This is a genomic window from Bacillus cereus group sp. MS39 (assembly GCF_040448665.1).
Lineage (GTDB): Bacteria > Bacillota > Bacilli > Bacillales > Bacillaceae_G > Bacillus_A > Bacillus_A wiedmannii.
In genome coordinates, this window is the sequence record NZ_CP123058.1 from 2,051,803 (window position 1) to 2,070,635 (window position 18,833).

Below are 18,833 nucleotides of genomic sequence, written 5' to 3' on the forward strand. Positions count from 1 at the left end.
TTAAATAAAAGAAACCAATTACATAATTGATAAGTATAGTAAGAGTAGGATGAAAAAGTAGATTAATAGAGAACAAGGAGGAGATTGTTATAACTACAACCGTTATTTCTCATTTTTATAATGAAGAATATTTATTACCGTGGTGGCTTGCTCATCATACGAAACTTTTTGATCATGGCATTTTAATTAATAAAGGCTCAACAGATCGTTCGGTTGAGATTTGTAAAAAATTCGCACCACACTGGGAAGTACGAGATTCTGCAAATCCAGAGTTTGATGCATTTGCGACAGATCATGAAGTGATGATGGTAGAACAAGAAGTAGAAGGGTGGAAAATGATTTTAAATACGACTGAGTTTCTTTGTGTGCAAGATAAAAATCAGTTTTGGAAATCACTTAATGAATTGGAGGGGAGGATGTATTGGCTAGAAGGGCTTATTATGGTTGATGATCCTAACTACAATTATCCGGACCTTAACTTTGGAATACCTTTAATGAAACAGCGATTTCACGGTTATTTACCAGAAGATTGGCCATTATGGAGAAGAGGTAGATTTATTCATAATCATGAACACGGAAGTTATACGGTTGGAAGACATTTATCTGCGCATGAATCTATGGTTTATCCGCCTCTTGCTTGTATATTATGGTTTGGGTTTAGCCCGTGGAACGATGCGATGAGAAAGAGAAAGTTACAAATTGGTCCGACTCTTTCTGAAGCTAGTAAGCATGGGGGAATGGGTACGCATCATATTATTACGCCGGAAAAACTAGAAGAATGGTATAAGGAATTAGCGAGAGGAACGAAGGATTTACGTTTTAGTAATGCATATCGTTATGCTTTTGTATAAATGATTCCCACCATAAAATTGTTTCTTCGATTCCAGTATTTAGATCGTATGTTGGTTTCCAGTTTACTTCAGTTTTTAAACGTTCTACATTAACCCCGACGAATAAAGGTTCATCTTTAGAGAAAGGGATTGCACCTAGTTTAATTAAATGTTCTTTTCCTATCTTTTTAGCAATGATAGAAGCTAATTCTTTAATTTGTATAGATTGACCAGAAGCGATATTGACTGTGCCTGTAACGTTGCGGTTTAATACTGTTACGAGAGCATTAGCGACGTCGCCCACATGGAGGAAATCTCTTGATTGTTTTCCATGTGTACATAGTGCTTCCTCATTTTTTAATAAGGAAGTGATAATGTTAGAAACGAGCCGATTCCCTTGTTCGTGAGGGCCATACATATGAAAAATGCGGCCCCAACACATGCTGAGACCGGTTTGCTCGGCGTACGTTTGTAGCCAGGAGTGCAGTGCGTTTTTACATAATGAATACGGGGTTTTATAGGAAAGAAGCGGTGAATCTTCAAATAATACGCCGTTAAACCATTCATATTCTGCGCCAGTACCTGCAACGACGACTCGCTTTCCACCGCATGTTGTGAAGTGTTGGATCAATGAGATACTGGATGTAAGCCAATAGTAATTATTAATAGATACATAACACGCTGGTGGTACTGCTTCCCAAGCTAAATGGATGAGATGACTAGGTTTCATGTCGTAAATGAGTTTTTTTATTTCTTCATCGTAAAGTAAGTTTACTTTATGCCAATGGCAAGAAAGGTGAGAAGGCTTATTTGTATTGTAAGTGGCGTGCACTTCATAGCCCTTTTGAATAAGAGAATGTACAACATATTTACCAATCCATCCACTACCGCCTGTTACAAGGATTTTTTTCATGGCTCAATTACCTCAACTTCTGGTATTGTTACTAAAAATTTGCCGCCCCATTCACGAATGAAAGAGCATTCTTTCATAATTTCATCTTTCAAATTCCAAGGAAGTATGAGAATGTAATCAGGTTTTGTACGTTTAATTTCTTCTGGAGATTGTATTGGAATGCGGGTTCCTGGTAGAAGGAGGTTTTGTTTGTGAGGGTTTTTATCTACTGTATAAGCTAGAAACTCTTTTCCTATCCCGCAATAATTTAAAAGGGTGTTTCCTTTAGCAGGAGCACCGTAACCGATAATTTGTTTGTTTAAAGCTTTTGCTTCGATAAAAAACTTTAAAATATTTATTTTCAATTGTTCTATGCGTTTAGAAAAAAGGAGATAGCAATCTAATGTATCTAGCCCGTGAACTACTTCTTTTTGGATTGATTTTGTAACATTGGAATGGATAGTAAATGAGTCACTATGATGGTTTATAAAAATCCGCAATGAACCACCATGCGTTGAAAGTTCTTCAACATCGACAATTTGTAAATGATGATGAGCTAAAATTTTTTGAAGACTTATAAGTGAAAAATAGGAGAAGTGCTCATGGTAAATCGTATCAAACTGATTAAAGGATATGAGGTTTAATAAGTGCGGGAATTCAATTGTTATTGTGCCATCTTGTTTTAATAACGTTTTTAAACCGGCGACAAAATCATGCAAGTTCGGGACATGTGCTAATACGTTATTTGCGACGATTAAATCTGCTTGCGGTAATTTTTTTGCTAAGTCGTTGCTGAAAAAATCTACTTGAGTAGGAATTCCTTTTTGGATAGCGCTTTCTGCTACATTTTTTGCTGGTTCAATTCCTAACGTTTCGATATTTTCTTTTTGAAAGTATTGTAATAAGTACCCGTCGTTACTCGCAATTTCAATCACCCTTGAATGTTTCGTTAAGTGGAAGCGTTTAATCGCCATTTCTACATATTGCTTAGCGTGCAGTAGCCAGCTTGATGAGTAAGAACTGAAGTATAAATAGTCATGGAAAATATTGTGCGGAGATTCAAATTCATCTAATTGTACAAGTAAACAAGAGTTACAAACAAACGTGTGCAATGGATAAAATGGTTCCATTTTATATGAATGTTCTGGAGCTACAAATGAGTTAGCGAGAGGAGAAACACCTAAATCTAAAAAAGTATTTGTAAGTAATGAGTGGCAAAAACGGCATTTTTTCTGTTCCATTTTTAAGCCCCCTTATAAATTTTTGAATGCATCGATTTGTTGTCGCGTGACAGATTCCATATTTTCACCGGATGCATATTTTTTGTACCAATCAACAGTCCAAGCGATAGAATGGTCTGTTGATAACTTAGGAGTCCAACCGAGTTTATTTACTGCTTTAGTACTATCGAGTGTTAAAATAGGTGATTCATAAGGGGTATTTGTATGAGGAGAAATGATTGTTAGTGGTTTATTCCATAATTTTATTATAGATTGGATGACATCATGAACGGTTCTGTTCGCTTCATTTATCGGGCCGAAATTCCACGCTGCTGCAAATTTGGCGTCTTTCCATAGCTTCTCAGCTAAAAGAATATAGCCATGTAAAGGGTCTAATACGTGTTGCCACGGACGAATAGCGCTTTTGTTTCTAATATTTAATGTATTATCTTGTAAATATGCACGAATGATATCCGGGAATAATCGGTCTTTTGCCCAATCACCACCGCCGATGACGTTACCTGCTCTTACTGAGGCAAGTTTAAGTGTGTTAGTGCGGAAGAATGATTTTTGATAGGATGTTGCAACTAGTTCAGCACAAGCCTTACTAGCACTATAAGGGTCGAAACCTCCTAGCCGGTCGCTTTCCACGAATGCCCGGTTACCGCTCCCGTCATTTTCATAACATTTATCACTTGTAACATTAATGATGCCACGTATACTTTCTATATGTTTAGCCGCTTCTAATACGTGAACAGTGCCTAAAACATTCGTTTTAAATGTTTCGATAGGATTTTTATATGAAGTGGTGACGATTGGCTGGGCTGCTAAATGAAATAGTATGTCAGGGTTATGTTGTTTCAGGGCCTGGAATAAAGAATCGTAATCTGTAATGTCGCCATTAATTGTCATACACTCTTTTGCTACGTTACCTTGTTCAAAAAGGTTAGGAATGGATGGAGGATGAGAAGAATAGCCGAATACCTCTGCACCTAAAGAAGTTAAGAAAAGGGTGAGCCATGAGCCCTTAAAGCCAGTATGTCCCGTAATAAATACTTTTTTCTTATTCCAAAAAGATGATGAAGCCATATTACCAAACCTTCCACGGAGCGTTATTACTTTCCCATAGCTCGACTAATTTATTTTTATCGCGCAATGTATCCATTGGATGCCAAAAGCCAGTATGTTGATATGCTGCTAGTTCATTTTTGTTTACTAACTGAACTAAAGTGTCTGTTTCAAAAACAGACTTATCTCCACTAATGTAATTGAAAACATCAGGATTTAAAACGAAAAATCCACCGTTAACCCATCCGCCATCACCTAATGGCTTCTCTTGAAAGGATGTTACAGACTGTTTATCTAATACGAGAGAACCAAATCTACCAGGAGGTTGTACGGCTGTAACAGTTGCCATTTTGCCGTGTTTTTTATGAAATGCAATGAGTTCGTTTATATTTACATTGCTTAATCCATCGCCGTAAGTGAGGCAGAAAGGTTCGTCTCCAACATAATTTTGAATCTTTTTTACTCGTCCACCCGTTTCGGTAGTTACACCAGTATCGATTAGTGTAACTTTCCACGGTTCTACACGATGAGAATGGCTAGTAATTGTATTATCGCTTAAATGTATTGTGAAATCGGACATGTGTAAGTTGTAATTTAGAAAGAATTCTTTAATTGCATATCCTTTATAGCCTAAGCAAATAATAAACTCAGTAATCCCGTAATGGCTATACAAACTAATAATGTGCCATAGAATAGGTTTTGTTCCAATTTCAATCATAGGTTTTGGTTTTAAATGCGTTTCTTCACCAATCCTTGTTCCGTATCCACCTGCAAGAATAACAGCTTTCATTTTTTCCTCCCAATTAAAAAGAATTTGATATCGATGTTATTATGATATGTACTTAAATTAGAAAGGAACGGGCAATTTCATAGTTATATTTTGTTCGTTTTGGTTTTTTGAATTTGAGTATTTTGCTATATAGTTAAATTAATAGGTTAGGTCATATAAGATAAGGCGATAAATTTTGTATAAATTATGAATAATAAACCGTCACGTTTGACTGTACAGTTTATGTATTGTATGATGTTAGTAATATAAACAAGGGGGGAAGATCGTTGGGAAGGTGTATCGAATCGGACAGTTGGCTCTCATGGCTCACGTGTCGAAACGCACGATTGATTATTATACGAATCTAGGAATCTTAAAAGCGGAGCGATCTCAATCTAATTATCGCTATTACGATGAAACAGCATTTGAGACATTACAATTTATTGAGAAGTGCAAAGAAATGCATATGCCGCTTTGTGAGATTAAAGAGAAAATCGAGGAGAAGAAGAAGCTGCTCGGTATCAATGAACACGTTTCGAAACAAGTGAATGAAGTGACAGACCATATTCATCAATTAGAAGCAGAGTTAACGGAGTTAAAGCCGCTTTTAGATGGATTGACTGATTCACAACGTGAAAAAATATCGAAATCTTTATCTGGTCAAACGACAGCTTTAATACAGACACTTGCTCTATTATTATAGAAAAAGTGAAATCCGACCTCTTTAATTTTTGTATCGGGCTATGTTTTCTAATAAACAAATAAGAAAACATTATAGTATACGGGAGGTGGACACCTTAGTTTTTTAAACTAAGGGGATTCATTGGAAATATTTAATTTAGTCATGGTTGCGATTTTAATCGCATTTACTGGATTTTTCGTAGCAGCAGAGTTTGCGATTGTAAAGGTACGTTCAAGTCGTATTGATCAGCTTGTTGCGGAAGGGAAACGCGGTGCTTTAGCAGCGAAAAAAGTAACAACAAATTTAGATGAATATTTATCTGCTTGTCAATTAGGTATTACAGTTACAGCTATGGGATTAGGTTGGTTAGGTGAACCGACAATTGAAAAGTTATTACACCCGTTATTTGAGAAATGGAACATAAATCCTTCTATTTCATCAGTATTAACATTTGGTCTTGCTTTTATGCTAATGACGTATCTACACGTTGTAGTAGGGGAATTAGCTCCGAAAACGATGGCAATTCAAAAGGCTGAACAAGTAACATTGTTATTGGCAGGTCCGTTAATGATGTTCTATAAAGTCATGTATCCATTTATTTGGGTATTAAACGGTTCAGCTCGTGTTGTAACTGGCTTATTCGGTTTAAAACCAGCTTCAGAACATGAAGTAGCTCATACAGAGGAAGAATTACGTCTTATCCTTTCAGATAGCTATGAAAGTGGCGAAATTAATCAGGCTGAATACAAGTATGTAAATAACATTTTTGAATTTGATAATCGTATTGCAAAAGAGATTATGGTACCGCGAACAGAAATCATTGGTTTCTACCTGGAAGATTCAGTAGAAGAACACATGAAAGTAATCCAAAATGAACGATACACACGTTATCCGATTTTTGGAGAAGATAAAGATGATATTATCGGTATGGTCAATGTAAAAGATTTCTTTATTCGATATATGAACAACGATAAAGAAGATTTATCATCGATTCGCACGTATATGCGTCCGATTATTGAAGTGATGGAAACAACTCCAATTCACGATTTATTACTTCAAATGCAGAAGAAGCGAATTCCGATGGCTGTTTTATATGATGAGTACGGAGGAACAGCCGGAATTGTAACGCTTGAAGATATCTTGGAGGAAATCGTCGGCGAAATTCGTGACGAATATGATGAAGATGAAGCACCACCAATTCAGCATGTGAATGAGCACCATAAAATCGTTGATGGAAAAGTGCTTATCTCCGAAGTGAAAGATTTATTTGGATTACACATTGAAGAAGATGATGTGGATACAATCGGTGGCTGGATTATGATGCAAAATCATGAAATTGAAGAAGGACAACATGTTGAGGCGGAAGGGTATGCATTTAAAGTGTTAGAAAAAGACGCTTACCAAATTAAACGTGTTGAAATTCGTAAGATGGAGCAAGAACAAGAAGAAGAGAAAGCAGCAACTGTGTAAGTTGCTGCTTTTCTTCTAAAGTATAAAAAATGCGAAATTAGGAGCGGATATTTTGATTCAAGCAGCCTTACGTGTATATCGATTACAATTGTATGTGATCTTTAGTGGTTTACTACTTATGTGGACGATTACTCCGTTTGGAAAACAAGTAACAGGGTTTGGTATCGGATTAGCTGTAAGTGCATATTGCCTTTGGTTATTAGCTCGCAGAGTGGAGAAACTTGGGAAAAGTATCGTCATGAAAGAAAAGGCTCCTGGATTAGGAGTTCTAAACCGATTTGCAGCAGCCATTTTAGGGGCTATTATCATGTATGAAATTGAGCATGAAATGGAAATGTGGGCATTCGGTACAGGCATTTTAGGTGGTCACTTTTTAATGATTGCGAATTTAGCTTATGCAAATATGCAGTTAGTGAAGGAAGAAGAGAAGCAAAGGGAACATGCTTCGAAAAACATAGAGCTATGATGAAAGGGACCTAGTGGGGTTCCTTTTTTGGGTTTAAGCGAGTTAATGAAAGGAATCAAATTTACGACAAATATAATACGCTTCTTTTTTACGTTTTTCAATAGTATGAAAAATAATGTAAAAAAATTAAAAAACCCATCGATTTCTAAAGGTTATGTATGTTATTATGACAAAAGACTTTTTGAAAGAGGTGGATACCAATGTTACAAGCGTTACTTATTTTTGTGCTTCAAATTATTTACGTTCCAATTTTAACAATCCGTACGATTTTGCTTGTAAAGAATCAAACAAGATCCGCTGCTGGTGTTGGATTGTTAGAAGGAGCTATTTACATTGTCAGTTTAGGTATTGTGTTTCAAGATTTATCAAATTGGATGAACATCATTGCCTATGTCATTGGCTTTAGTACGGGACTATTATTAGGCGGTTATATAGAGAATAAATTAGCAATTGGATATATTACGTATCAAGTTAGTTTGCTAGACCGTTGTAATGAATTAGTAGATGAACTACGTCACTCTGGATTTGGTGTTACAGTATTTGAAGGCGAAGGAATTAATTCAATACGTTATCGCTTAGATATCGTTGCAAAGCGTTCTAGAGAAAAAGAACTGTTAGAAATTATTAATGAAATTGCACCAAAAGCGTTTATGTCTTCTTATGAAATCCGTTCATTTAAAGGCGGATATTTAACGAAGGCGATGAAGAAAAGAGCATTAATGAAGAAGAAAGATGAACATGTATCGTAAAGAAAAGGGAGTTGTGCAGCTGTAAAAGCATGTCATAATCCCTATATAAAAAAGAGAGGAATCTACATTAAAATAGATTCCTCTCTTTTTTATGTATTATTTTTTTCTACTCTTTCTCAGATTAACAATTAACCATACAACTTGAATAATTAGTGGTAATATAAATGCAATTAATAAAACGATAAAGGCAATTAATTTCAGCTCAAGTGTTTGAGTAACACCGGTCCCATCAACCTCTCTTAGCCAAATGATAGCTGTCAATATCCCGAACGTTATAATCCAAAATATGTTACCAATCCACCAATAAATCCATCTTCTTTTCATGCTAGCACTCCTTAAATTTACCCTCTGTTAAAAGTAAATTTTCGTTCGTTACATTTATAATGAAATACCTATAAAATTAATTTTTTTTAACTGTATATCTAACTTGTTTAAAGGTTACCATGTCTCCATCTTGAGTATCATCTTTCGTTTGCAAAAGTTGGACTTTTGGTTTGTAATCTGTCCTATGAGCGTGCTCGATATCTTTAATGTTAACTTTGTAGGATTCACCATTCTTTATTTTTTGTGCCAATACTTTTTTATTGGCAACATAAATAAAAGTTACTTTATTTTCATCAATACCTTCAGTCTTAATTTCTAATTCATTATCTTTTGTTGTAATCGTTGGTGTTAATAATTCCATACTGCCTTTCCCCGTTTCTAAAGAATTTTCTGCTATAGTTGAACATCCGGATAATATAATTCCAGTGAATAGAAGAAAAGCTAATTTCTTTTTCATAACATCCCCCGATTTCAAGTGATTTTTGATTTTGGTATTGCTAGGCTTGTAGTGTTTTATGTAAATGTTTAGCTAGCACTCTTTTTAATTGTACCATAATATGTAAAGTGAAACAGGTTATATATCCAATTTGTGGATAATAGGAAAGCTTACTTATGACCGAGAATCAGTACTTTTACAGTAAGTATATATTTTCGTTAGAAAGCGGTGTTGCTAAAGGCATTATAAATTGGATGTCCAAATGTAGGATAATGAATTTATTTTTTATGGAAATTACAATTTTTACATTTTACAATAATGATAGGGAATAGAGGAATTCATTTACTTCGGAGGTAGTTACTTGAACATTAACGAGAAGGCAATTGAAATGTTTGAACAAAATAAATATGAGGAAGCGATGGAACTGTTTCAACGAGCAGTACACGAATCTAGAGGTGTACAATCCCTCAATAATCTTGCTTGGATGTATTTTTATGAGGAAGAGGATGATGATAAAGCTCTTGAATTAATAAAAGAAGTTGTTAAGTTGAATCCTTCCTCATACTTCCCTTATAACATTTTAGGGGACATTTACATAAAACAAGAAAAGTGGACAGAAGCGAAAGAAGTATTACAAAAGTCTATTTCGATTCAACCATCCAATGAAGCATATCACAATGTAGCTGTAGCGCATTATAACCTTGGAGAGCTGGAAAAAGCTTCGAAATTTTTCTTGCGAGTTGCAGGGGATTCGGACTATATCATGTATTGCTATGTAAAATGTTTAATTGATTTAGAGCGAACGACAGAAGCGAAAGAGAAGTTAGATGCTTTTAACAGGAAATCTGATAATTTTTTAGGAGAAATTAATGTAGCAGATTTATATGTTGAGTTGCATTGCTATAAAGAAGCAATTGAATGGTTCGAAAAGGGATACAAAGAATGCTGGAAAAGTCCCAATTGGATTAGTAGATTTGTGTATGCTCTATATAAAGCTAATAATTACTCCCGTATGAATGAAGTTATACGGGAATCTATTGAAGCGAAAACAGAAGAAATAGAAGACGTTCAGAATGAAGAGGTAGAAGAAAACTGGACAGAAAAAGATAAGAAAGAGTTAATTGAGGAATATACAGAAGAGAATAATTGTTATAAAACAATGATAGAACGTATCAAATCTGGATACGTTCCAGGGTTAGAATTTGAAACGGATTATATAGGGGGATGCTATTTATTTGGCTGTAAAAGACATAATCATCTTGAATATGAAGAATAAAAAAATCGGCTGTCAAATATGACGGTCGAATTTTTTTATGATAGGCCGGTTGTCTAAAGGTACCATCTCAATTGTAATGTGATTACATAGGTATATATCTTCTTTAGGGAATCCTTTTTTAATATTTAAAATATGTAGTGAAATAAAACCAATAAGTCCTATTCCACCGAAAATAAGCCATGGTGTATACATTCCGCCTAAGTTGGATGTAAAAGATGTACCGGTATAATTACCGATGATAAAACCAAATGCGAGTGATAGTTGATAAAATCCGAAGTAAGTAGCTGTATATGATTCGTTACTGTAATTTGCAATAGCAATATCAGCGTTAGGTAATACGAGTGTTTCGCCAATTGTAAATAAAATTACACAAATAAATAGCCAATACGGGTGTTGAAATAAAGGAATGAGTAAAAAGGAAATACTCATTAATAAAACACCGTATTTAATAATCGAAAGTGTATTGTATTTATGAAATAGTTTTCGAAATAATACCATAAATATGACGCCTGTTATTGCATTTATCGTAATAACTAGTGTAGCAAGCTGGTTGCTATTACTAATGTTTTTCATATGAAGTGGAAGTGCGACAGTAAGCTGAGTAAACATAATATAGAAGAAAATCATAATAAATGAAAACAAAAGGAAAGATTTGTTTTGTAAGATAGCCTGTAGCCCTAATGTAATAGACGTATTTTCAGTAGTGACTTGGAAGTGATTTTTAAGTAAGTAAAAGATAAAAGCAAATAACAGCATAAGAGATCCTGTTAGAGAAAAAGCATAGATTGGATCGAGTAAGAGTAAGAACCCTCCTGCAATTGGTCCAATTATTGCACCGCAATTAAAACTAAGGTTTAAATATGTAAATAAATTTTTTCTCATATGAGCTGGTTGTGAGCCGAATATGGCGCGCGCAGCAGGTTCGTAAAATGCGGTTCCGAAGCCAATAAGTGCAGAAGAAATAGAAGTTGTATAGAAATCAGAGCATATTCCTAAAGCGATAAATCCGATTCCTCTTAAAAATAATCCGGCTATCATCATAATGATATAGCCTATTTTGTCAGCAATTAAACCTGAGAATAATGGGACAACTCGTGATGTGATTGTCATAACCGTCAACACTGTTCCTACTTGAACAGCAGAAAAATGAAGAAAGCTTAATAGATAAATAGCTAAAAATGCGTATACTGCAAAATACCCAAAAGACATAAAAAATGAAGAAATAAGCATGAAACGTATCGGTATTGAGAAACTTTTCATAGAACTCCTCCTAATATTGTAACCAGTAAAATTATTTAATGGTTAACTATTTTATATTATAATTATACATAAAGTCAGAAAAAAGTAAATTTTAAGAAGAAGGTGGATGGAATTGAATCAAAATGCACCAAATGAATTAGAATATATTCGGGAATTTTTAAATACATGGAAAATACCAAACGATACGAGAGAGCCAATTGATATGCTGCAAACAGAAGAGGATATAAAGCTCTTTATGAAAAAATATTTTCATGAAGAGGTTCCATTTCATACGATAGAGGAATTAAAAAGTTTTCGAGAAGATATTCGGTTAACCGTTGAAGGCGAAGGATCATTGCAAAAGTGGTTAGAGAAATACCCATTTCATGTACATGTAAAAGAAGATATGAAAGGTATTACATATGAGCCTGTGCACGAAGAGAATGTATATACAAAAGTATTAAGCGTTGTTTTAATGGCGATTCAAGAAAATTTGTGGGGAAGGTTAAAAGCATGCCCAGATTGTCGCTGGGTATTTTATGATCATTCGCGAAATGGAAGTAAAAGATGGTGCGGTATGTATGCTGGAGAAGCCGGAGGAAGAGCGTGCGGTACGATTGCGAAAGTGAAAAATTACCGGGCGAAGAGAAAAGGGAGATCGGGTTATAATGTGTAATTTATATTAGGGGAAGAAAATTGGATGGGGGAATGTAGAATATGAAAGGTACACAAATGTTAGCTTTAAATAAAAAGTGTTGGGATACAGTTGCACCATATTTCTTTCAAGTGGATTGTTTACCGAAATATGGTCCGTATACAGCGTCTGAAGATGAGATTCATTTGTTCGATTCAATTAGAAATAAAAAGGTTCTTGATATTGGATGTGGAAGTGGGCATTCGTTGCAATATATGGCAGAACACGGGGCAGAGGAAGTATGGGGGCTTGATCTTTCAAGTGAACAAATTAAAACAGCGAGTGAAACGTTAAAGTGTTGGAATCCAAAATTAATATGCGGAGCAATGGAAGAGGAAGGGGATATTCCGAAAGGGTATTTTGATATTGTATATTCCATTTATGCATTAGGTTGGACTTCGAATTTAAGAAAAACGTTGGAACTAATTTATTCGTATGTAAAGCCAGGCGGAAGTTTTATTTTTAGCTGGGAGCATCCAGTGTATTCAAACTTAATGTATGGAACAGAGGAGATTGCTTTAAGCTCGTCTTATCATGAGGAAACTCCTATTACGTTTGAAACATTTAAAGGGGAAAATGTACAAGCAACGTTATATAAAAGAAAAATGAGTACATACATAAATGAGTTAAATAGAGTTGGTTTTACAATTGAGAGGATTGAAGAGCCTGAACCAGCTAGCTCATTTGCTGAAGAATTAGCGGAACCTTCTACGAAATATTATTCTTTATATAAAGCTAGAATGGTGCCAACTACTTTTATTATTAAGGCGAGAAAGTAATATATTATAAAAGGAGCCCATTGTAAAATCTATATAGTCAACCCGTCTTGTTTGATGGGTTGATTTTTTTGTGTGTATTATAATAAGAGATGATTAATAGTTAGATGGGAAGTGTTTGTTTGATAGTACACACAGTTAAACCTCTTCATATATATAGAAAAATGCGAGAAGACGGTTTTTATAGCGGTAATGAAAAATATGTTTGGCCAGAATTTAAATCTTCATATGCTTGGATGATGGAGCAAATGAAAGAAAGGCTTCCTAATTATGATGGTTCAACTTATCCTGTATGGCTTTGGCATAAAAGACCAGATCAGAACCGACCAGGGATGGTACCTAAAGGTCAAAAAGGTGTTATCATTACATTAGACATACCAGATGAGGATATTCTTTGGTCATGTTTTGACTCTTGGCATTGTGTTTTAAACAAGTGGCTATTAACTCAGACAGAAGAAGAATATAATCAATTAGAAGAAGACGGATTTTCTGAAGAAGAAATGATATCTTCATGGTCCAATATTTTTGATTTTAATTGGTTAAAAAGCTCAGAAGAAGATTGGCTTGGATTTGACCTAGATTGGGTTCAGGGTGTAACACCACGTATTGAAATGAAAAACGTAATTAAAGTAAATCGGTTTATTGCTAAGTAGAGGGGAGAGTTAACACTGCAGTGACTCCTATCAAGTAAACCATAATTAAAAAACATAACGAAGCAATCTGAGTTCTAAATTTATATGGACTCAGGTTATTTAATTTTTTCTTTTGAAATCTTGTATGATTATAAGAATGTATATATTTGCTTATAGCAAGCTTAAACGTAGTGAGAATAGTATAAGAAATATAAAAAACACAAGGAATGTCTGTATAGACACACCTTGTGTTTTTTTCTTTATCTTTTCGGTTGAAAAATATGCTGAAAGAAGTATTTGTGATGTAAGTTATCTACAACTTTATTTGCTTGATATGTGCGATGTTGTTCGAGTCGAAGTCTTTGCTCCATCATTTTTATTGCGTGATCAGATAAACGTAACATTATACATGTCTCCTTTTCTATAAATATAGGTGTCTATTGGTATCGATCCCATATTTATAATTAAGGAGGTACACTGTGTAACATAGGCAAAAAGCACCTTCCTCTCCCATTACGCTTACGAGGTTAGCTGTCGGACTCGGGAAGTGAGAGTTTCCCTACTTAAAAAAGATTCGCCCCAAGTAGCATGGCTACAAAAATGGTTCCCCCGCTCCAAATTTTGGACTCAGCAAAAGGTTTTATAAAGTAAAAGATAACACAAATAAATCGACGAGTCAAACTATTTGATGTTTTCTGATTTTTTTTAGTGAGGTTAAAACCACTCCATCGGATAATATAATATCATTTATTTTAATAAATCCATGTTTTTTATATAAAGACAGAGCAGGTGTATTTTCTTTCCCTGTTTGTACAATATATGTTTGTGAAGGGGAGAACATGTCAAATACATAAAGTAGTAGTTTTGTAGCAATTCCTTTATGAAAATGATCGGGGGATACTACTAAACGATGAATATCAACTTCCTCTTCATCCATTTTAAAAGAAATAAACCCGGCAAGTGTATCTTCATAAAAATAGCCGTAGAAAATTTCATCACATGATCGAATATCGGCTACAGTATCATAAAGGCGAGGGATAGCTGTACTATTTATATATTGTGCCTCGATTTCATAAGCTGGTATTTGAATGCTTAAAATAGAAGTAGCGGTTTTGTGAGAAGTTGTTATTAATTTTTGAATCACTCGGTAAAAACCTCCTTGTAAGCTTTATTTTCATAGATTTGACAAGATTTTTCTTTATTGGATATAATAATTATAATAGTTACATAATAATTTAGTATCAAAAAGAAATACACCATAATAGAAATGGAGGACTAAAGATGGGATGGATTATCACATTAATAGTTGGTGCTATTATAGGTGCAATTGCAGGTTCTATAACGGGTAAAAATTTCCCGGGTGGTATGTTTGGAAATATTATCGCAGGTTTATTAGGTGCTTCGTTAGGTGGTAGATTATTTGGATCTTTTGGGCCATCATTTGGTGGGATTCATGTCGTGCCAGCATTATTAGGAGCAATCGTATTAATTCTTATTGTATCATTTGTAGTGAAAGCTGCAAGAAAATAAAGATATAGATTATGATGAAGAGCCCTGAATAAGGGCTTTTCATCATTCGAAGAGGTGGTTTCATTGGAAAAAGTAAATATAAGAAAAAGAGATAAGTTGAAAAAGTTTTTTAGAGAACAAAATTATTTAGCGGTGTTACTTGGATTTGCGTTATTGTTTATTAACATATTATTGCTAACAAAAATTTCTTTTGTGTTTACTCCGTTTATTGTCTTTTTAAAAACAATTTTCTTCCCTGTATTATTAGCGGGTGTACTATTTTATATTTTACATCCATTCGTTTCGCTTTTAGAAAAGAAAGGCGTTTCAAGAATCGTATCAATCGCTTCTATATATATAATAGTACTAGGATTATTTGTGTTTTTAGTTGTAACAGTAATCCCGATTATTAAAGATCAAATTGATGCATTAATAGATAACTTACCGTATTTCGGTCATGAAATTGAGCGAGCGGCACGTAGATTTGGGGAAAGTAATTTACTAGGGAAAATTCAAGAGAATTTAAATGTTGATGTAGCGAGTATGGTAAAAGACTACACAGTTGATTTTACGAAGTCGTTATCATCAGTAACTGGAAATGTAACTGGATTTTTAAGTACTGTTACAGAGGTCGTTTTAACGTTTGTAATGGTTCCATTTATATTGTTCTATCTTTTAAAAGATGGTGAACAATTACCGAACCACTTTTTAAAGTTTATTTCAGAACAAAGACACCCAGCAGCGATGAGAATACTAGATGATATGCATTATGCGATTAGCTCGTATATTAGAGGGCAAATTATCGTTAGCTTGTTTATCGGTATTATGCTATTAATCGGTTACCTTATTATTGGTATTAAATATGCGGTACTACTTGCTATTTTAGCAATGATTGTAAATATCGTTCCATACGTAGGACCAATCATTGCAATTACACCAGCATTAATTATCGCATTTATTGACTCGCCATCAATGGTGTTAAAAGTAATTATTGTAATGATGGTCGTACAATTAGCAGAAGGTAAATTTATTTCTCCGCAAGTTATGGGAAAAAAGCTAGACATTCACCCAATTACTATCATTTTTATTATTTTAACTGCCGGAAATTTATTTGGAATTATGGGGATTATTTTAGCAATTCCAGGATATGCGATATTAAAAGTGTTAGTAACGCATAGTTATAGATTTGTTAAGTTAAATACGTAGGAAAAAGAGCTAAAACAGATAAAACTGTTTTAGCTCTTTTTTATTAAGAATTGATTTGCGTATTGGCGTGCCCATTGATCAGCTTCTAATATAGCATCGAGTGAAGGATCTTTTACATTATGATGAGCCTCAACTGTATTGTAAATTGTTTTTTCGATATCGAAAAATGCAATTTCATTTTTAAGAAATAGTGCATTTGCAATTTCATTCGCTGCATTTAATACAGCTGGAGTTGTACCGCCAATTTTGCCACATTCAAATGCGTATTGTAGACAGGGGAACTTCTCTAAATTTGGTTTTTCAAAATGCAAACTACCAATTTCTAATAAATTTAATTTTTCATAGGATGAAGGTAGTCGAGTAGGGTAGTGAAATGCATATTGAATCGGCATTCTCATATCAGGGGCACCGAGCTGTGCCATGACTGATCCATCAATAAACTCTACTAAAGAGTGAATGATACTTTCTTTATGAATCATAACATCAATTTTTTCATAAGGAATATCGAATAGCCACTTAGCTTCCATCACTTCAAACCCTTTATTCATTAAGGTGGCAGAATCTATCGTTAGTTTTGCCCCCATTAACCAGTTTGGGTGTTTTAAAGCATCCTTCGCTTGTAATGTTTTCATTTCTTCACGTGTTTTATCACGAAAAGCGCCGCCAGAAGCTGTAACAATTAATTTTTCGATTTCCTTATTATTTTCCCCATTTAAACATTGGAAAATAGCTGAATGTTCACTATCGACTGGAATTAGGCGGCATCCGTTTTGTTTCGCTAGTTCGGTTACGATATGTCCAGCTGCAACTAAAGTTTCTTTGTTAGCGATGGCGATATCTTTCTTCGCCTTTAATGCTTCAATTGTTGGGAGTAAACCTGAAACACCGACAACTGAACTTAATACAAGATTTGTATCAGGATGGGTAGATACTTCAATTAAACCATCAGTTCCATATGTAATTTTTGTATTTGTTGAAATACGAGAACGCAATGTGTCCGCTAATTCTCTTGTCGCTACGCTTACAATACGAGGCTGAAACGATTCGATTTGCTTTTCGAGAAGATCGATATTATAATTTGCGGTTAAACCGACGATTTTAAAATGTTCAGGATGAGCGGAAACGACATCTAATGCAGATGTGCCAATGGATCCCGTTGAACCTAAAATGGATATATATTTTACCATGAAAAAACCTCCAAAGTTGTTTCGAGTATTTCTGCAAACCTATATATTATTAGACAATCAAGGTGAAAATTCCTGCTATATAAAACAGAAAATTAGGGTTTAATTGGAAAGGGAATGTGATAAACTGTAAAAAATAACGAAAAAGCAATGAAAGAGAAGAGTACATATTCAAAACTTTTCAGAGAGCTGGTATGTGGTGGAAATCAGTAAGGGATGAATATGGAATGGGCTCTGGAGCTTCTAGCTGAAATGAGTAGGTAAAGACGGTTACTTCACGTTAAGAAGTTGAAGTGAGCTATTAATGATAGCTAATTAAGGTGGTACCGCGGGAGTCTCTCGTCCTTTTTAAGGATGAGGGGCTCTTTTTATTTTAAGGAAGGAGGAGTTAGAGTGAGTGAAAAAATAATGTTAACAGGAATTAAGCCGACAGGTTATCCTCATTTAGGAAATTATATTGGTGCGATTAAACCTGCATTACAAATGTCAAAGAAGAATGAAGGAAAAGCATTGTATTTTATAGCGGATTATCATGCGTTAAATGCTGTACATGATCCAAGTCAGTTTAGTAATTATACGAAAGAGGTAGCAGCCACTTGGTTATCACTTGGACTTGGAGAAGATGTTATTTTTTACCGACAAACAGAAGTGCCGGAGATTCTAGAATTAGCTTGGATATTAGCTTGCCTAACTCCGAAAGGGATTATGAACCGTGCCCATGCATATAAGGCGAAGGTGGAGCAAAATAAAGAAGCGGGTTTAGAGGTAGATGCAGGCGTGAATATGGGATTATATACGTATCCGATTTTAATGGCAGCTGACATATTACTATTTCAAGCTACTCATGTACCTGTCGGAAAAGACCAAATTCAGCATATTGAAATCGCGCGTGATATTGCGACGTATTTTAATCATACATTTGGTATGACATTTACGCTTCCGGAGTATGTCATACAAGAAGAAGGTGCCATTTTACCTGGTCTTGATGGAAGGAAGATGAGTAAAAGTTACGGGAATGTAATCCCATTATTTGCAGAACAAGAAAAACTACGAAAATTAATATTTAAAATCAAAACAGATTCTTCACTTCCAAATGAACCGAAAGAACTAGAAACATTATTTATGATATATAAAGAATTTGCGAAGGAAGATGAAATACAGTCGATGCGCGAAAAGTATGAAACTGGAATCGGATGGGGCGATATGAAAAAAGAGTTGTTTCGCGTTGTAGACCGCGAATTAGCAGGACCTCGGGAGAAATACGCAATGTATATGCAGGAGCCCAATTTATTATATGACGCGTTAGAAAAAGGTGCTGAGAAGGCACGGGCTATTGCGAAGGTAAATTTAGCGGAAATTAAAAAACGGATTGGATTTGAGAGGGGATGCTGAGCGTTCCCTTATTTTTTTA

At 34.7% G+C, this 18,833-nt stretch carries 23 protein-coding genes, 1 riboswitch and 1 other annotated feature; of the genes, 12 read left to right on the forward strand and 11 right to left on the reverse strand.

Annotated elements, in window-relative coordinates; all coding sequences use genetic code 11:
* Nucleotides 1-65: 65 nt before the first annotated feature.
* The gene (locus tag QEP67_RS10675) at nt 66-851 is read left to right on the forward strand and encodes a glycosyltransferase family 2 protein (protein ID WP_033658726.1); all 786 of its coding nucleotides are present in this window, start codon (nt 66-68) and stop codon (nt 849-851) included.
* On the opposite strand, the gene QEP67_RS10680 is transcribed toward QEP67_RS10675, so the two are convergent.
* Genes QEP67_RS10680 through rfbF form a run of 4 tightly spaced genes read right to left on the reverse strand, consistent with a single transcriptional unit; the run spans nt 820 to nt 4,800 of the window.
* Nucleotides 820-1,743 (reverse strand): NAD-dependent epimerase/dehydratase family protein, encoded by a 924-nt coding sequence (locus tag QEP67_RS10680; protein ID WP_000723111.1) that lies wholly within the window; start codon nt 1,741-1,743, stop codon nt 820-822. The two genes, QEP67_RS10675 and QEP67_RS10680, sit on opposite strands and share 32 nt — an antisense overlap.
* Nucleotides 1,740-2,963, reverse strand: a complete 1,224-nt coding sequence (locus QEP67_RS10685) for a class I SAM-dependent methyltransferase (RefSeq protein WP_000435762.1) — start codon at nt 2,961-2,963, stop codon at nt 1,740-1,742. Before QEP67_RS10685 ends, QEP67_RS10680 begins: the two co-directional genes overlap by 4 nt.
* Before the next feature lie 12 nt (nt 2,964-2,975).
* Nucleotides 2,976-4,031, reverse strand: coding sequence for a CDP-glucose 4,6-dehydratase (gene rfbG / locus QEP67_RS10690; protein WP_000168670.1), 1,056 nt, complete (start codon nt 4,029-4,031; stop codon nt 2,976-2,978).
* 1 nt (nt 4,032) lies between these two features.
* Nucleotides 4,033-4,800 carry a glucose-1-phosphate cytidylyltransferase gene (rfbF, locus tag QEP67_RS10695; RefSeq protein ID WP_000648786.1) on the reverse strand — a complete coding sequence of 256 codons (768 nt, stop codon included), beginning with the start codon at nt 4,798-4,800 and terminating at the stop codon, nt 4,033-4,035.
* A gap of 274 nt (nt 4,801-5,074) precedes the next feature.
* On the opposite strand from rfbF, the gene QEP67_RS10700 reads away from it, so the two are divergent.
* The 4 genes from QEP67_RS10700 (at nt 5,075) to QEP67_RS10715 (ending at nt 8,146) form a co-directional block, all read left to right on the forward strand.
* Nucleotides 5,075-5,482, forward strand: a complete 408-nt coding sequence (locus QEP67_RS10700; protein WP_000285633.1) for a MerR family transcriptional regulator — start codon at nt 5,075-5,077, stop codon at nt 5,480-5,482.
* Nucleotides 5,483-5,602: 120 nt separating this feature from the next.
* Nucleotides 5,603-6,931, forward strand: coding sequence for a hemolysin family protein (locus QEP67_RS10705; protein ID WP_000402265.1), 1,329 nt, complete (start codon nt 5,603-5,605; stop codon nt 6,929-6,931).
* Between the two features lie 52 nt (nt 6,932-6,983).
* A complete protein-coding gene (locus QEP67_RS10710; protein ID WP_000613585.1) occupies nt 6,984-7,397 on the forward strand; it encodes an ATP synthase subunit I in 414 nt (137 codons plus the stop codon).
* 200 nt (nt 7,398-7,597) lie between these two features.
* Nucleotides 7,598-8,146, forward strand: a complete 549-nt coding sequence (locus QEP67_RS10715) for a DUF2179 domain-containing protein (protein ID WP_000938437.1) — start codon at nt 7,598-7,600, stop codon at nt 8,144-8,146.
* Nucleotides 8,147-8,242: 96 nt separating this feature from the next.
* Here QEP67_RS10715 and QEP67_RS10720 read toward each other — a convergent pair whose 3' ends face one another.
* Entirely contained in the window at nt 8,243-8,470 is a 228-nt protein-coding gene (locus tag QEP67_RS10720) for a DUF3923 family protein (RefSeq protein ID WP_000830333.1), read from the reverse strand.
* Nucleotides 8,471-8,546: 76 nt separating this feature from the next.
* Nucleotides 8,547-8,927, reverse strand: coding sequence for a hypothetical protein (locus tag QEP67_RS10725; protein WP_000727606.1), 381 nt, complete (start codon nt 8,925-8,927; stop codon nt 8,547-8,549).
* Nucleotides 8,928-9,267: 340 nt separating this feature from the next.
* Between QEP67_RS10725 and QEP67_RS10730 the strand changes: the two genes are divergently transcribed.
* On the forward strand, nt 9,268-10,182 hold the full coding sequence (locus QEP67_RS10730; RefSeq protein WP_001024474.1) for a tetratricopeptide repeat protein: 915 nt from the start codon (nt 9,268-9,270) through the stop codon (nt 10,180-10,182).
* Nucleotides 10,183-10,194: 12 nt separating this feature from the next.
* Here the strand turns inward: QEP67_RS10730 and QEP67_RS10735 are convergent, their stop codons facing one another.
* Nucleotides 10,195-11,442 carry an MFS transporter gene (locus tag QEP67_RS10735; protein ID WP_000834831.1) on the reverse strand — a complete coding sequence of 416 codons (1,248 nt, stop codon included), beginning with the start codon at nt 11,440-11,442 and terminating at the stop codon, nt 10,195-10,197.
* Nucleotides 11,443-11,554: 112 nt separating this feature from the next.
* Between QEP67_RS10735 and QEP67_RS10740 the strand changes: the two genes are divergently transcribed.
* The 3 genes from QEP67_RS10740 (at nt 11,555) to QEP67_RS10750 (ending at nt 13,544) form a co-directional block, all read left to right on the forward strand.
* A complete protein-coding gene (locus tag QEP67_RS10740) occupies nt 11,555-12,097 on the forward strand; it encodes a CGNR zinc finger domain-containing protein (RefSeq protein ID WP_002108006.1) in 543 nt (180 codons plus the stop codon).
* Nucleotides 12,098-12,138: 41 nt separating this feature from the next.
* Nucleotides 12,139-12,894, forward strand: a complete 756-nt coding sequence (locus QEP67_RS10745) for a class I SAM-dependent methyltransferase (RefSeq protein ID WP_000679194.1) — start codon at nt 12,139-12,141, stop codon at nt 12,892-12,894.
* A gap of 119 nt (nt 12,895-13,013) precedes the next feature.
* A complete protein-coding gene (locus QEP67_RS10750; protein ID WP_000635300.1) occupies nt 13,014-13,544 on the forward strand; it encodes a DUF3841 domain-containing protein in 531 nt (176 codons plus the stop codon).
* Here the strand turns inward: QEP67_RS10750 and QEP67_RS10755 are convergent.
* From QEP67_RS10755 to QEP67_RS10765, 3 genes are all read right to left on the reverse strand, one after another.
* Complete coding sequence (locus QEP67_RS10755; protein ID WP_353706626.1) at nt 13,537-13,836, reverse strand: IS3 family transposase; 300 nt, start codon at nt 13,834-13,836, stop codon at nt 13,537-13,539. The genes QEP67_RS10750 and QEP67_RS10755 overlap by 8 nt on opposite strands.
* Complete coding sequence (locus QEP67_RS10760) at nt 13,784-13,927, reverse strand: hypothetical protein (protein WP_000945246.1); 144 nt, start codon at nt 13,925-13,927, stop codon at nt 13,784-13,786. Before QEP67_RS10760 ends, QEP67_RS10755 begins: the two co-directional genes overlap by 53 nt.
* A 96-nt stretch (nt 13,928-14,023) precedes the next feature.
* A riboswitch (cyclic di-AMP (ydaO/yuaA leader) is annotated at nt 14,024-14,166 on the reverse strand.
* A 33-nt stretch (nt 14,167-14,199) separates the two neighbouring features.
* Nucleotides 14,200-14,667, reverse strand: a complete 468-nt coding sequence (locus QEP67_RS10765) for a GNAT family N-acetyltransferase (RefSeq protein ID WP_199713152.1) — start codon at nt 14,665-14,667, stop codon at nt 14,200-14,202.
* A gap of 137 nt (nt 14,668-14,804) precedes the next feature.
* On the opposite strand from QEP67_RS10765, the gene QEP67_RS10770 reads away from it, so the two are divergent.
* Together QEP67_RS10770 and QEP67_RS10775 are read left to right on the forward strand one after the other, a co-directional pair.
* Nucleotides 14,805-15,053, forward strand: a complete 249-nt coding sequence (locus QEP67_RS10770; protein WP_000539721.1) for a GlsB/YeaQ/YmgE family stress response membrane protein — start codon at nt 14,805-14,807, stop codon at nt 15,051-15,053.
* A gap of 63 nt (nt 15,054-15,116) precedes the next feature.
* Entirely contained in the window at nt 15,117-16,238 is a 1,122-nt protein-coding gene (locus QEP67_RS10775) for an AI-2E family transporter (RefSeq protein ID WP_000416920.1), read from the forward strand.
* Nucleotides 16,239-16,267: 29 nt separating this feature from the next.
* Here QEP67_RS10775 and QEP67_RS10780 read toward each other — a convergent pair whose 3' ends face one another.
* Entirely contained in the window at nt 16,268-17,425 is a 1,158-nt protein-coding gene (locus tag QEP67_RS10780) for a 1-deoxy-D-xylulose-5-phosphate reductoisomerase (protein ID WP_000241781.1), read from the reverse strand.
* A gap of 138 nt (nt 17,426-17,563) precedes the next feature.
* Nucleotides 17,564-17,772 (forward strand) — a binding site (T-box leader).
* Nucleotides 17,773-17,776: 4 nt separating this feature from the next.
* On the opposite strand from QEP67_RS10780, the gene QEP67_RS10785 reads away from it, so the two are divergent.
* On the forward strand, nt 17,777-18,814 hold the full coding sequence (locus QEP67_RS10785; RefSeq protein ID WP_074650886.1) for a tryptophan--tRNA ligase: 1,038 nt from the start codon (nt 17,777-17,779) through the stop codon (nt 18,812-18,814).
* Nucleotides 18,815-18,833 lie beyond the last annotated feature (19 nt).